Below are 13,323 nucleotides of genomic sequence, written 5' to 3'. Positions count from 1 at the left end.
GAATGTAGAGTAAATACGTATCTGTATCAATTGCGAAACGTTGCTATTCGCAACGAATTTACATTCTTTACAATTTGCCTTTACGGTTTTTGCGGTTTCATTCGTCTCTTGGGTTTTACATAAGTAATAAGAATCAATACCATTAACGTCCCTTTGCTTTCAGGTGTCTTTCCATGTTGTTGCACATTCCCGGCGTGTTCGCGAAAGAAGAAGTGCAGCGCATTCGCGAGGCCCTGGCGCAGGCGGATTGGGCCGATGGCAAAATTACCGCCGGTTATCAGTCGGCGAAGGCCAAGCACAATCTGCAATTGCCTGAAGGACATCCGTTGACCAAGGAAATCGGTGCGGCGATGCTCGAGCGGTTGTGGAAAAATCCGCAGTTCATGTCAGCGGCATTACCGCACAAGGTCTTCCCTCCGTTGTTGAACTGTTACACCGCCGGTGGCAGTTTCGACTTCCATATCGACAATGCCGTGCGTCAGCCCAAGGGCAGCATCGAGCGGGTGCGCACCGACCTGTCGGCGACGCTGTTCTTCAGTGACCCGGAGGATTACGACGGCGGCGAACTGGAAATCCAGGACACCTTCGGCACTCAGCGCGTGAAATTGCCGGCCGGCGATATGGTCCTGTATCCCGGCACCAGCCTGCACAAGGTCAACGCCGTCACGCGTGGAACCCGCTACGCATCGTTTTTCTGGACGCAAAGCCTGGTGCGTGAAGACAACCAGCGCGCTTTGCTGTTCGAGATGGACGGGGCGATTCAGCAACTGACCCAGGACATGCCCGACCATCCTTCATTGATCCGCCTGACCGGTACTTACCACAACCTGTTGCGTCGCTGGGTCGAGGTATGAGTTATCAATTGCGCCGCGAGGAAGTCCTCGACGGTGATCGCCTCAAGGCCATGCTGGAGGAAAGCCCGGCGCGCGCAGCCCAGGCGATTCTGATCGCCGCCCGTGAAGGTGTGCTGGATGCCCAGGCCTTGCTGGGACAGATTTTGCTGGACGGGCGGGGTATCGAGCGGGATCAGCCGCTGGCGCTGCGCTGGTTCGAGATTGCGGCTCAGCGCGGGCACTTGATGGCGCGCAACATGCTTGGTCGTTGCCATGAACATGGCTGGGGGTGCACCGCCAACGCCACGAGCGCCGCGGGGCATTATCGCCTCGCCGCCGAGGCAGGACTGGATTGGGCGATGTACAACTACGCCAATCTGCTGGCTACCGGGCGCGGGGTGGTCGAGGATCAGGCGCAAGCGCTGAATCTCTATCGGCATGCCGCTGAATTGGGCCACGCAAAGTCGATGAACCTGCTGGGGCGATACCTGGAAGAGGGGCGCGATTGCCCGGCAGATCCGCACGCTGCCCGTGACTGGTATCGACGCTCGGCTGAAGGAGGGGATTTTCGCGGTCAGTTCAGTTATGCGGCGATGTTGGCGGATGAAGGCAAGGTCGACGAGGCGTTGGTCTGGTTACGCAAGGCCTTGGACGGCGGGAATTTGAATTTCTTGCGGGTGGCGAACAAGGCGCTATTGACGTCGACCGATCCAAGAATTCATGGGCTGGCTACCGAGTATCAACAGCGTGCTCGAGAGCTGACGCCAGGATAGATCGTTCCCACGCCCCCGTGTGGGAGCGATCAGCGCAGGCACAAAAAAGCCCATGACACGTCATGGGCTTTTTGATTTCTGCGTGCAGTGCTTACACGTAGAACGATTTCAGCGGCGGGAAGCCATTGAACTCGACGGCGCTGTAGCTGGTGGTGTACGCACCGGTCGACAGCCAGTACAAACGATCACCGATCGCCAGGTTCAGCGGCAAACCGTACTTGTAGTTTTCGTACATGATGTCAGCGCTGTCGCAGGTCGGGCCGGCGATGACCACTTCTTCCATCTCGCCTTTCTTCTCGGTCCAGATCGGGAACTTGATGGCTTCGTCCATGGTTTCGATCAGGCCGGAGAACTTGCCCACATCCGTGTACACCCAACGCTCTACAGCGGTACGGGATTTACGCGCCACCAGCACCACTTCGCTGACCAGAATGCCGGCGTTGGCGATCAGCGAACGGCCCGGCTCCAGGATGATTTCCGGCAGGTCGTCGCCGAAGTCTTCCTTCAGGAAGCGGATGATTTCTTCAGCGTAGGTCTCCAGGCTGTTGGTGCGGGTGATGTAGTTGGCCGGGAAGCCGCCACCCATGTTGATCAGCTTCAGGTGGATGCCGTCTTCTTCTTTCAGGCGTTCGAAGATCACTTTGACCTTGGCGATTGCCGCGTCCCAGACGCTGATGTCGCGCTGCTGCGAACCGACGTGGAACGAGATGCCGTATGGCACCAGGCCCAGGTCACGAGCCAGGATCAGCAGGTCCATGGCCATGTCGGTCTGGCAGCCGAATTTGCGCGACAAAGGCCAGTCGGCAGTGGTCGAGCCTTCAGTCAGGATACGCACGTAGACTTTCGAGCCCGGAGCTGCCTTGGCGATGTTGCGCAGGTCGGCTTCGGAGTCGGTCGCGTACAGGCGCACGCCCTTGTCGTAGAAGTAGCGAATGTCTTTGGATTTCTTGATGGTGTTGCCGTAGCTGATCTGGTCGGCGCTGACGCCACGGCTCAGCACTTTGTCCAGCTCATAGATCGAGGCGATGTCGAAGCTCGAGCCTTTCTCTTTGAGCAGGTCGATGATTTCCACGGCCGGGTTGGCCTTGACCGCGTAGTAGACCTTGGCAAATTCGAAACCGGCACGCAGGTCGTCATAGGCCTGGGCGATCATCGCGGTGTCGATCACCACGAACGGGGTTTCTTGTTTGTCGGCGAAGGCCTTCATTTTCTGGAAGGTTTCGCGCGCGAAATAGTCTTCGACGTTGATCGACATGCTGGGAACTCCTACTGGCAAACTGAAATTATCAATGGGTGCAAATGAACGCCCTCCGTATCCCCACTTTGGTTCGCCTACTTCCCAAGGCATGTCGCCGAAAGCAAAAAGGCCATGGGAAATGCAGATTCCCTTGGCCTTGCTGTCTCGTCGTCAGTACTTGAGCCGGATGGATCGTTTCCAGCATGGACGTTCGGCGCGAACTTTAGGGCGTGAGGGGCTTGAGATCAACAAAAAATGTCGCGTTTTTGCACGCTTCCGTCGTGCGGTCCCTGACAGCTACTGATGTAACCGACCTGCGTGACAGTGTGATGTTCCCAAGACAAGGATTTTAGAAGGGAGCTTGGTTGGCTTTTGTGGCGAGGGAGCTTGCTCCCGCTGGGGCGCGTAGCGCCCCCAAAATCAGGCAATGCGGTTCTTCAGAAGGATCGCATCGGCTGACTTCACGACTGCTTCGCGGCCGGACGGGAGCAAGCTCCCTCGCCACAAAAGCACTAGAGCCTCATACAAGTCAGGTCAACGCAGTTTCCGCTGGCGAAACAATGCTGGTCTTGCCCCCACGGGACTTACCGGAGCTCAGGTATTCGGCAATCGATTCCTGAGTCACCTCACCGAGAAACACCCGCTCGGCGTCCATCACCGGCAGCCACGAGCGGTTGAACTCGTACATGCGCGACAGCAGGATGCGCAAATGCTCGTCGTACGCCGCGGTGGCGTTGAACTCGCGCAGGTATTGCGCGCAGGTGCCTGTCTGGCGATGCAGGTCGCGACGGCGCACGTAGCCCAAGGCCTTGTTCTCGGCACAGGTCACCACTACGTAGCGCCGGTCCAGTTCGTCCATCAATTCCAGGGCTTCGGCCACCGGGGTTTCCGGGCTCACCGACGGCGCGTTGTCCGCCGCATCTTCAGCCTTCACCAGCAGCAAGCGTTTGAGCGTGCTGTCCTGGCCGACGAAGTTGCTGACAAAATCGTCCGCCGGATGCGCGAGCAAGGTGTCCGGGTGGTCGATCTGCAACAGCTTGCCGGCGCGGAAAATCGCGATTTTGTCACCGAGCTTGATGGCTTCGTCGATGTCATGGCTGACCATGATCACGGTCTTGTTCAGCGCCCGTTGCATCTCGAAGAACTCGTTCTGGATCATTTCGCGGTTGATCGGGTCGACCGCGCCGAACGGTTCGTCCATCAACAACAGCGGCGCATCCGCCGCCAGTGCTCGAATCACACCGATCCGCTGTTGTTGGCCGCCGGACAATTCACGGGGGTAGCGAGTCAGGTATTGCTTGGGTTCAAGCTTGATCATGCTCATCAACTCGCGGGCGCGGTCGTGGCATTTCTGTTTGTCCCAGCCGAGCAGGCGCGGAACGATGGTGATGTTTTCCTCGATAGTCATGTTCGGGAACAGACCGATCTGCTGGATCACATAACCGATGTTGCGGCGCAGGGTCACTTCGTCGAGGTCGGTGGTGTCTTCGCCGTTGATCAGGATCTTGCCCGAAGTCGGTTTGATCAACCGGTTGATCATTTTCAGCGTGGTGCTCTTGCCGCAGCCCGATGGCCCGAGGAACACGCAGATCTCGCCTTCATTGACGGTCAGACTCACCGAGTCCACGGCTTTCACATCTTTGCCGTTGCTTTGGAAGGTCTTGCTGAGGTTTTGAAGTTCGATCATTTGAGCAGTCCTTTTGGAGTCAGCGTGCGTTGCAGCCATTGCAGAAGCAGGTCGGCGAAGATGGCCAGGAGACTGACCAGCACCGCGCCGACGATCAGCATCGACATGTCGCTGCGGCTGATGGAAGCGAGGATGAGTACACCGAGGCCACCGGCGCCGATGGTGGCGGCGATGGTCATCACGCCGATGTTCATCACTACGGCGGTGCGGACACCGGCGAGGATCACCGGCACGGCAATCGGCAGTTCGACCATGCGCAGGCGCTGACCGAAGGTCATGCCGATACCCCGGGCGGCTTCGCGAATGCCGGGTTCCACGCCGGTCAGCGCCAGGTAGGTGTTACGCATGATCGGCAGCAGCGAATAGAGAAACACGGCGGTGATTGCCGGCATCGGGCCCAGGCCCTGGCCGAACCTGGAATAGAACGGCAACAGCAGGCCGAATAGCGCAATCGACGGCACGGTCAGCAAAACCGTGGCGCTGGCTTGCAACGGGCCGGCCAATGTCGGGAAGCGGGTCATCAGGATGCCCAGCGGCACGCCGACCAGAATCGCCAGCGTTACCGCGATGCCAACCAGGGTGATGTGCTGCCAGGTCAGGTGCAGCACTAGCGGCCAATCGAGATGGGAAAAGGCGTTGAGAAATTCCATGTCTTTTTCTCCTCTGCCTTATTGAACAGACAGCAGTGGATGCTGGCGCAGGAAATCGGCGGCAACGGATGAAGGGCTTTCGTGATCGACATCGACCCGTGCGTTGAGCTGGCGCATGGTGGTGTCGTCGAACAGTTCGGCCAGTGGCTTGAGCTCTTCGGCGAGTTTCGGGTGGGCATCGAGGTAGGCCTGGCGCACCACCGGCGCGGCGGTGTAATCGGGGAAGTAATGCTTGTCGTCGTCGAGCAACTTGAGTTTGAAGGCGTTCAAGCGACCGTCGGTGGTGTAGACCAGGCCGGCGAACACCTGGCCATTGCGCAAGGCGGTGTAGACCAGCCCGGCATCCATCTGGCGAATGTTGTTGCGGGTCAGGTTCATGCCGTAGAGATCAACCATGCCGCCCAGGCCGTCGGAACGGTTGGCGAATTCGGTGTCCAAAGCGACGAGGTGATTAGTCTTCGCCTCGGCTTGCAACACCTCGTTCAACTGGCTGATGGTGTTGATCTGCGGGTAAGCCTTCGCGGTTTTTTCCGGCAGGGCCAGGGCGTAGGTGTTGCTGAATTTCGACGGAGTCAGCCAGACCAGGCCTTTTTTCTCGTCGAGTTCTTTCACCCGGGCGTAGGACTGCGCGCTGTCGAGTTTTTCAGTGACATGGTTGTAAGCCACCAGCGAGACGCCGGTGTATTCCCAGAGCATGTCCAGTTGGCCGCTTTCGTGAGCACTGCGGGCCAGATTGCTGCCCAGGCCGCCGGTCACCTGGGTGTCGTAACCCTTGGTGCGCAGGTATTGGGAGGTGATTTCCGCCAGCAGGGTTTGTTCGGTGAACACCCGGGCGCCAATGCGGATCACGGGTTTTTCAGCGGCTTGGGCGATTCCTGCGAACAGCAGAACGCAGCCTAGTAAAAAGCTTGATGTCTTCATGAGAATTCCTTTGCCGAGGCTTAAGACGGGCGCAGGCCGCGTTCGAGCCAGAGGCGGCTGGCGAGTGTCACCAGTCCGTCGAGCAGCAAGGCCAGCAGGGCGGTGCAGGCCGCGCCGAGCAGCAGTTGCGGCTGATTGTTCAGGGCGATGCCGGGGAAAATCAGGCTGCCCAGGCTGTTGGCGCCTATCAGGAACGCCAGCGGCGCAGTCCCGACGTTGATCGCCAGCGCCACACGCACGCCACCGATGATGATCGGCACGGCGTTCGGCAGTTCGACCCGGCACAGCACCTGAGTCGGGGTCATGCCGATGCCGACGGCGGCTTCCTTGAGCGAACCCTGAACGTTTTTCAGCCCTTCATAGGTGTTGCGCACGATCGGCAACAGCGAAGCCAGGAACAGAGCGAAGATTGCCGGACCGCTGCCGATGCCGAGGATGCCCAGGGCGATGGCCAGTACGGCGAGCGGCGGCACGGTATTGCCGATGTTGAAGATCTGCATGAAGCGTTCGGCGCGTCCAACCATGGTCGGGCGACTGAGGAAGATACCGGCGGGTATGCCCACAACAAGGGCGGCCAGCATGGAAGCGAGGACAAGAATCAGATGAGCTTGCAGGTAAAACAACAAATCGTCGCGGTACTGTTCGATCGTGTTGATGCCAATCCAGTGGACCAGCAGGGCCAGAAGAGCGACGACAACCGCACCTCCTGTCAGCCCTTTGCCATAGCGAATAGCCACAGGCAGACTCCTTTTTTCAGTCGGCGAACGCAGTCCCGTGTGGCATGCCATTCCTGGCTGCCGGGAAAACAACGTTCGCGAGAAGCAGCTCTACATGCTGATAAAACCGCATGAAATCGAGCCATAAGCGCAGCCTCGTCAGGCTAACTTGCTGATTTTTCAGCCCCTGACGATGGGTCGTAACAGGGGAGTGGACGTCTCCAGCTTTTAAAAGGTTCCATAATCAGCAGCATTTAGCCACCAAGAAGGAGCTGCCCGCGCTGATTACGGCCATCGGCAGCTCCTGTGTGTGGTGGTCCGTAGATCACTTTTTAAGCTATACTCGCCGCCCTTTTTTGAATCACCGCCAGGCGATTTCCCATGACCAAACAGGCCGCCGAAGTCGCGAAACGCCGCACTTTCGCCATTATTTCCCACCCCGATGCCGGTAAGACCACCATCACCGAGAAGCTCTTGCTGATGGGCAAGGCGATTGCGGTTGCCGGCACGGTGAAATCTCGCAAGTCCGACCGCCATGCCACCTCCGACTGGATGGAAATGGAAAAACAACGGGGTATTTCCATTACCACGTCGGTCATGCAGTTCCCGTATCGCGACCACATGATCAACCTGCTCGACACCCCGGGCCACGAAGACTTCTCCGAAGATACTTACCGCACCCTGACTGCGGTGGACTCGGCATTGATGGTCCTCGACGGCGGTAAGGGTGTAGAACCACGGACCATCGCCCTGATGGACGTCTGCCGTCTGCGTGACACGCCGATCGTCAGCTTCATCAACAAACTCGACCGTGACATCCGCGACCCGATCGAACTGCTCGACGAAATCGAAGCGGTCCTGAAGATCAAGGCCGCGCCGATCACCTGGCCGATCGGTTGCTACCGCGACTTCAAGGGTGTTTATCACCTCGCCGACGACTACATCATCGTCTACACCGCCGGCCACGGTCATGAGCGCACCGAAACCAAAATCATCGAGAAGCTCGATTCCGATGAAGCGCGCGCGCACTTGGGTGACGAGTACGAGCGTTTCATCGAGCAGCTGGAACTGGTGCAGGGCGCCTGCCACGAATTCAATCAACAGGAATTCCTCGACGGCCAACTGACCCCGGTGTTCTTTGGTACCGCGCTGGGCAACTTCGGTGTCGATCACGTGCTCGACGCTGTGGTCGACTGGGCACCGCAACCACTGGCCCGTGTCGCCAACGAGCGCACCGTCGAGCCGGTGGAAGAGAAGTTCAGTGGTTTCGTGTTCAAGATCCAGGCGAACATGGACCCCAAACACCGCGACCGCATCGCCTTCATGCGCATTTGCTCCGGCAAGTACGAAAAAGGCATGAAGATGCGCCATGTGCGCACCGGCAAGGACGTGCGGATCGGCGACGCGCTGACCTTCTTCTCGTCCGAGCGTGAGCAACTGGAAGAAGCGTTCGCCGGCGACATCATCGGCCTGCACAACCACGGCACCATCCAGATCGGCGATACCTTCACCGAAGGCGAAACCCTGGGTTTCACCGGCATCCCGCACTTCGCCCCGGAACTGTTCCGTCGCGTACGCCTGCGCGATCCACTGAAATCCAAGCAACTGCGTCAAGGCTTGCAGCAACTGGCCGAAGAAGGCGCCACCCAGGTGTTCTTCCCCGAGCGCAGCAACGACATCATTCTCGGCGCCGTCGGTGTGCTGCAGTTCGATGTGGTCGCCAGCCGTTTGAAAGAGGAATACAAGGTCGAGTGCTCCTACGAGCCGATCACCGTGTATTCCGCGCGCTGGATCGAGTCCGGCGACAAGAAGAAGCTTGAGGAATTCACCAACAAGGCTGTGGAAAACCTCGCCCTCGACGGCGGCGGTCACCTGACCTACCTGGCCCCGACCCGGGTCAACCTGGCACTGATGGAAGAACGCTGGCCGGACGTGAAATTCCGTGCGACGCGTGAGCATCACTAAGCGCTGAGTTGCAAACCCCAAAGCCCCGATGCGCGAGTCTCGGGGCTTTTTATTGTCTAGGCTGTGTACCGCACTGAAGCGACTCGGTTGTCCGGGTGCGACAGGGTTCTTCCTTCCGTGCTCGGCGAGCCCGCATCACTTAGTTGATCTGGTTATAGGCATTATTCGAAACCAATCTCCCTTCTCACGGCATTTCCCGACCTTCGTTAGCGTCCTATCTGGAGAATCGCGCTAAATTTCTCTCTGCGCCATTCCGGCACCCATGCTTCACCCAAGAAAGGATGGAATCGGCTATGAGCATTATTCAACGCATAGTGTTGCTGCTGAAGGTTTTGGTGATGCTATCCCTCGGCACGTCAGCGGCGTGGGCGGAGTGCACGAATCATGATGAACAGGCCTGGAGCGGGCAAGGCGTGCACAGCGAGCTGATGCTCGCCGCATCGGAATCGGGTAGCTCGAACGATGACGACTCGACCGACGACCCAGACAGCAACGAAGACGACACTTGAGCCTGAATGACAGGCAAAAGAAAACCCCGTCTGCCTGACTGATGCGCAATCGAGGCAGAAGGGGTTTGGTTAACTCAGCAAAAGCGCGCCCCGGCATCCGGGGCGCGTTTTTTTATGCCGCGCCGTCGAGGAATTGCTCGGCGTAGTGGCAAGCTACCTGGCGGGTGTCGAGCAGGCGCAGGAGCGGCTCTTCGATGGCACAGCGCTCGGTCGCGTACGGGCAACGCTTGTGGAAGGCGCAGCCGGACGGCGGGTTCAGCGGGTTTGGCAGTTCGCCGACGATCTTGATTTTCGGCTTGTCCGGATCCGGGTGAATGGTCGGCGTCGCCGACAACAACGCCTGGGTGTACGGGTGCAGGGGACGGGTGTAGATGTCCTCTTTCGGCCCCATTTCCACCGGACGGCCGAGGTACATCACCATCACGTGATCGGCAACGTGGCGTACCACCGCCAGGTTGTGGGAGATGAACACGTAGGCGGTGTTGAACTCTTGCTGCAAATCCATGAACAGGTTGAGTACCTGCGCCTGAATCGACACGTCCAGCGCCGAGGTCGGTTCGTCCGCCACCAGCACTTTCGGCTGCAACATCATCGCGCGGGCCAGGGCGATCCGCTGGCGCTGACCGCCGGAGAACATGTGCGGATAGCGCTGGTAGTGCTCGGGACGCAAGCCCACCTGCTTCATCATCGCCTGGACTTTCTCGCGACGTTCGGCGGCGGAAAGGTTGGTGTTGATCAATAGCGGTTCAGCCAGTTGATCACCGATTTTCTGCCGTGGATTCAACGACGCGTACGGGCTCTGGAACACCATCTGCACATCTTTGCGCAGTTGCTTGCGCTGAGCCTTGTCGGCGCCGGCGACTTCCTGCCCGGCGATTTTCAACGAGCCGGAGGATGGCTCTTCGATCAACGTCAGGGCACGGGCCAGGGTGGATTTGCCGCAACCGGACTCACCCACGACAGCGAGGGTCTTGCCGGCTTCCAGTTCGAACGACACACCGTTGAGGGCGCGCACGGTCGCATGGCCCTTGAACAGGCCACGGGACACTTCGTAGTGACGGGTCAGGTTGCGGGCGGTAAGTACGACGGCCATTACGCCACCTCCTGGTTCAACGGGTAGAAGCAGCGGGCGAGGCTGTTGCTTTTCTGGTCAAGGGCCGGACGCTGGGTGCGGCAATTGTCTTGCACGTACGGGCAGCGCGGCGACAGCAGGCAACCTTGCGGACGGTCGTAACGACCGGGAACGATGCCCGGTAGCGTCGACAGGCGCGCAGCACCCAGGCTGTGTTCTGGAATGGCCTTGAGCAGCGCTTCGCTGTACGGGTGCGCCGGAATGTCGAACAGTTGTGGCACCTGACCGACTTCAACCGCTTGGCCGGCGTACATCACGCACACGCGCTGGGCGGTTTCGGCCACGACCGCGAGGTCGTGAGTAATCAGCACCAGGCCCATGTTCTGCTCTTTCTGCAGGGCCAGCAGCAGGTCCATGATCTGCGCCTGAATCGTTACGTCGAGTGCCGTGGTCGGTTCGTCGGCGATCAGCAGTTTTGGTTCGCCGGCAATCGCCATGGCGATTGCAACACGCTGGCTCATGCCGCCGGAGAGTTGATGCGGGTAGGCATCCATACGGCTGGCGGCGCCGGGGATTTCCACTTTTTCCAGCAGTTCGATGGCGCGCTTGCGAGCGTCCTTCCTGGACATTTTCAGGTGCAGGCGCAGCACTTCTTCGATCTGGAAGCCCACGGTGTAGCTCGGGTTCAGCGCGGTCATCGGGTCCTGGAAGACCATGGCCAGGTCTTTGCCGACGATCTGTCGACGCTGACGGTTGCTGAGCGCGAGCATGTTCTTGCCGTCGAAATTCAGGGCGTCGGCGGTGACGATCCCCGGATGCTCGATCAGGCCCATCAGCGCCATCATGGTCACGGATTTGCCGGAACCCGACTCGCCAACGATGGCCAGCACTTCGCCCTTTTCCACGGATATGTCGAGACCATCGACCACCGGAACGGCGTTGGCGTCGCCGAAGCGAACGTTGAGATTCTTGATTTCTAACAGTGACATTTGAATCTCCTCAGGCGGCGTTCTTGAGTTTCGGGTCCAGCGCATCGCGCAGGCCGTCGCCCATCAAGTTGATTGCCAGCACGCTGAGCAAAATGGTCAAACCAGGCAAGCTCACCACCCACCAGGCGCGTTCGATGTAGTCGCGAGCCGAAGCCAGCATGGTGCCCCACTCAGGGGTTGGCGGTTGTACGCCAAGGCCGAGGAAGCCCAGTGCCGCGGCATCGAGAATCGCCGAGGAGAAACTCAAGGTGGCCTGAACAATCAGCGGCGCCATGCAGTTGGGCAGCACGGTGACGAACATCAGGCGAGGCAGACCGGCACCGGCCAGGCGCGCGGCGGTCACGTAGTCGCGGTTCAATTCGCCCATCACCGCGGCGCGGGTCAGACGAACATAGGACGGCAACGAAACCACGGCGATGGCAATAATGGTGTTGATCAGGCCAGGGCCGAGGATGGCGACAATTGCCACCGCCAGCAGCAGGGACGGCAGGGCCAGCATGATGTCCATCAGACGCATGATGGTCGGGCCGAGCACGCGCGGGAAGAACCCGGCGAACAGTCCCATCAGGATGCCTGGAATCAGCGACATCACCACCGATGACAAGCCGATCAGCAGGGACAGGCGCGAGCCGTGAATCAAACGCGACAGCAGGTCACGACCGAGTTCATCGGTACCCAGCAGGAACTGGATATGCCCGCTTTCCAGCCAGGAGGGCGGGGTCAGCAGGAAGTCGCGGTACTGTTCGCTCGGGTTATGCGGTGCGACCCATGGGGCGAAGATCGCGCAGAAAATCACCAGCAGCATGAACAACAGGCCGGCGACGGCCCCTTTGTTCCTGGAAAACGCATGCCAGAATTCTTTGTAGGGCGACGGATACAGCAGGCTTTGATCGACTGCTACCGGTGTAGTGAGAGTGGTCATGGTCATTGATCTCAGCGCTGATGACGGATGCGTGGGTTGGCAAAGCCGTAGAGGATGTCCACTACGAAGTTGACCAGAATCACCAGGCAGGCGATTAACAGGATGCCGTTCTGCACCACGGGATAGTCCCGTGCGCCAATGGCTTCGATCAGCCATTTGCCGATGCCGGGCCAGGAGAAGATGGTTTCGGTCAGGACCGCGCCGGCCAGCAGCGTGCCGACTTGCAGGCCGACCACCGTCAGTACCGGAATCAGCGCATTGCGCAGACCGTGCACGAATACCACGCGCGATGGCGACAGGCCTTTGGCGCGGGCGGTGCGGATGTAGTCTTCACGCAGCACTTCGAGCATCGACGAACGGGTCATCCGCGCAATCACCGCCAGCGGGATGGTGCCGAGCACGATGGCTGGCAGGATCAGGTGATGCAGGGCATCGAAGAACGCTCCGACGTCATCGGCCAGCAACGTATCGATGAGCATGAAGCCGGTGCGTGGCTCGATGTCGTAGAGCAGGTCGATCCGCCCGGATACCGGGGTCCAGCCCAGGCTCACCGAGAAGAACATGATCAGGATCAGGCCCCACCAGAAGATCGGCATCGAGTATCCCGCCAGGGAGACACCCATTACCCCATGGTCGAACAGGGACCCTCGCTTGAGTGCCGCGATCACCCCGGCCAGAAGGCCCAGGATGCCGGCGAACAACATGGCGGCCGAGGCCAGTTCCAGGGTCGCGGGGAATAGAGAGCTGAACTCGGTCCAGACGCTTTCACGGGTACGCAGGGATTCGCCGAGATCGCCGTGGGCCAGTTTGCCAATGTAATCCAGGTATTGGGCATACAGCGGTTTGTTCAGACCTAGGCGTTCCATTGCCTGAGCATGCATTTCGGGGTCGACCCGACGTTCGCCCATCATCACTTCCACGGGGTCGCCAGGAATCATGCGGATCAACGCGAAAGTCAACAAGGTGATGCCGAAGAACGTGGGGATCAGTAACCCCAATCGGCGGGCAATAAAACTAAACATCTTGTGTGGTACCTCATCAGCCGGTTA

13 protein-coding genes are annotated in these 13,323 nt (G+C 59.4%); 4 read left to right on the top strand and 9 right to left on the bottom strand.

Features of this window, described 5'->3' with window-relative positions; genetic code table 11:
* Positions 1-173 precede the first annotated feature (173 nt).
* Positions 174-854, top strand: a complete 681-nt coding sequence (locus tag ACEN8R_RS20220; RefSeq protein ID WP_018929505.1) for a Fe2+-dependent dioxygenase — start codon at positions 174-176, stop codon at positions 852-854.
* The gene (locus ACEN8R_RS20215) at positions 851-1,606 is read left to right on the top strand and encodes a tetratricopeptide repeat protein (protein ID WP_018929506.1); all 756 of its coding nucleotides are present in this window, start codon (positions 851-853) and stop codon (positions 1,604-1,606) included. The genes ACEN8R_RS20220 and ACEN8R_RS20215 overlap by 4 nt, the downstream gene beginning before the upstream one ends.
* Before the next feature lie 91 nt (positions 1,607-1,697).
* Here ACEN8R_RS20215 and ACEN8R_RS20210 read toward each other — a convergent pair whose 3' ends face one another.
* The 5 genes from ACEN8R_RS20210 to ACEN8R_RS20190 form a co-directional block, all read right to left on the bottom strand.
* Entirely contained in the window at positions 1,698-2,861 is a 1,164-nt protein-coding gene (locus tag ACEN8R_RS20210) for a type III PLP-dependent enzyme (protein WP_018929507.1), read from the bottom strand.
* A 511-nt stretch (positions 2,862-3,372) separates the two neighbouring features.
* Entirely contained in the window at positions 3,373-4,530 is a 1,158-nt protein-coding gene (locus ACEN8R_RS20205; protein WP_495019949.1) for an osmoprotectant ABC transporter ATP-binding protein OsmV, read from the bottom strand.
* Complete coding sequence (locus ACEN8R_RS20200; RefSeq protein WP_018929509.1) at positions 4,527-5,180, bottom strand: ABC transporter permease; 654 nt, start codon at positions 5,178-5,180, stop codon at positions 4,527-4,529. Before ACEN8R_RS20200 ends, ACEN8R_RS20205 begins: the two co-directional genes overlap by 4 nt.
* 18 nt (positions 5,181-5,198) lie before the next feature.
* Positions 5,199-6,101, bottom strand: a complete 903-nt coding sequence (locus tag ACEN8R_RS20195; protein ID WP_495624288.1) for a glycine betaine ABC transporter substrate-binding protein — start codon at positions 6,099-6,101, stop codon at positions 5,199-5,201.
* A 20-nt stretch (positions 6,102-6,121) separates the two neighbouring features.
* On the bottom strand, positions 6,122-6,838 hold the full coding sequence (locus tag ACEN8R_RS20190; protein WP_018929511.1) for an ABC transporter permease: 717 nt from the start codon (positions 6,836-6,838) through the stop codon (positions 6,122-6,124).
* A gap of 360 nt (positions 6,839-7,198) precedes the next feature.
* Between ACEN8R_RS20190 and ACEN8R_RS20185 the strand changes: the two genes are divergently transcribed.
* Positions 7,199-8,782: a peptide chain release factor 3 gene (locus tag ACEN8R_RS20185; protein WP_064616153.1), complete on the top strand. Its 1,584-nt coding sequence runs from the start codon at positions 7,199-7,201 to the stop codon at positions 8,780-8,782.
* 293 nt (positions 8,783-9,075) lie between these two features.
* Complete coding sequence (locus ACEN8R_RS20180) at positions 9,076-9,291, top strand: hypothetical protein (RefSeq protein ID WP_018929513.1); 216 nt, start codon at positions 9,076-9,078, stop codon at positions 9,289-9,291.
* Between the two features lie 112 nt (positions 9,292-9,403).
* Here the strand turns inward: ACEN8R_RS20180 and ACEN8R_RS20175 are convergent, their stop codons facing one another.
* From ACEN8R_RS20175 to ACEN8R_RS20160, 4 genes are read right to left on the bottom strand one after another with little or no spacing between them, the layout of a single operon-like run.
* The gene (locus ACEN8R_RS20175) at positions 9,404-10,384 is read right to left on the bottom strand and encodes a peptide ABC transporter ATP-binding protein (protein ID WP_018929514.1); all 981 of its coding nucleotides are present in this window, start codon (positions 10,382-10,384) and stop codon (positions 9,404-9,406) included.
* A complete protein-coding gene (locus ACEN8R_RS20170) occupies positions 10,384-11,352 on the bottom strand; it encodes an ABC transporter ATP-binding protein (RefSeq protein WP_007941106.1) in 969 nt (322 codons plus the stop codon). The genes ACEN8R_RS20175 and ACEN8R_RS20170 overlap by 1 nt, the downstream gene beginning before the upstream one ends.
* 10 nt (positions 11,353-11,362) lie before the next feature.
* The gene (locus ACEN8R_RS20165; protein ID WP_028939886.1) at positions 11,363-12,274 is read right to left on the bottom strand and encodes an ABC transporter permease subunit; all 912 of its coding nucleotides are present in this window, start codon (positions 12,272-12,274) and stop codon (positions 11,363-11,365) included.
* Between the two features lie 11 nt (positions 12,275-12,285).
* Positions 12,286-13,296, bottom strand: coding sequence for an ABC transporter permease subunit (locus ACEN8R_RS20160; protein WP_018929516.1), 1,011 nt, complete (start codon positions 13,294-13,296; stop codon positions 12,286-12,288).
* Positions 13,297-13,323 lie beyond the last annotated feature (27 nt).

It is taken from the genome of Pseudomonas sp. Pseusp15 (genome assembly GCF_059492165.1).
This window is presented reverse-complemented; position numbering and strand designations above follow the sequence as displayed.

What these genes read in the sequence shown, in the direction of transcription:
- ACEN8R_RS20215 (WP_018929506.1), top strand. Translation starts at nt 851, where the DNA reads ATGAGTTATCAATTGCGCCGCGAGGAAGTCCTCGACGGTGATCGCCTC.
- ACEN8R_RS20175 (WP_018929514.1), bottom strand. Translation starts at nt 10,384, where the DNA reads ATGGCCGTCGTACTTACCGCCCGCAACCTGACCCGTCACTACGAAGTG.
- ACEN8R_RS20195 (WP_495624288.1), bottom strand. Translation starts at nt 6,101, where the DNA reads ATGAAGACATCAAGCTTTTTACTAGGCTGCGTTCTGCTGTTCGCAGGA.
- ACEN8R_RS20165 (WP_028939886.1), bottom strand. Translation starts at nt 12,274, where the DNA reads ATGACCACTCTCACTACACCGGTAGCAGTCGATCAAAGCCTGCTGTAT.
- ACEN8R_RS20210 (WP_018929507.1), bottom strand. Translation starts at nt 2,861, where the DNA reads ATGTCGATCAACGTCGAAGACTATTTCGCGCGCGAAACCTTCCAGAAA.
- ACEN8R_RS20160 (WP_018929516.1), bottom strand. Translation starts at nt 13,296, where the DNA reads ATGTTTAGTTTTATTGCCCGCCGATTGGGGTTACTGATCCCCACGTTC.
- ACEN8R_RS20205 (WP_495019949.1), bottom strand. Translation starts at nt 4,530, where the DNA reads ATGATCGAACTTCAAAACCTCAGCAAGACCTTCCAAAGCAACGGCAAA.
- ACEN8R_RS20185 (WP_064616153.1), top strand. Translation starts at nt 7,199, where the DNA reads ATGACCAAACAGGCCGCCGAAGTCGCGAAACGCCGCACTTTCGCCATT.
- ACEN8R_RS20200 (WP_018929509.1), bottom strand. Translation starts at nt 5,180, where the DNA reads ATGGAATTTCTCAACGCCTTTTCCCATCTCGATTGGCCGCTAGTGCTG.
- ACEN8R_RS20170 (WP_007941106.1), bottom strand. Translation starts at nt 11,352, where the DNA reads ATGTCACTGTTAGAAATCAAGAATCTCAACGTTCGCTTCGGCGACGCC.
- ACEN8R_RS20220 (WP_018929505.1), top strand. Translation starts at nt 174, where the DNA reads ATGTTGTTGCACATTCCCGGCGTGTTCGCGAAAGAAGAAGTGCAGCGC.
- ACEN8R_RS20180 (WP_018929513.1), top strand. Translation starts at nt 9,076, where the DNA reads ATGAGCATTATTCAACGCATAGTGTTGCTGCTGAAGGTTTTGGTGATG.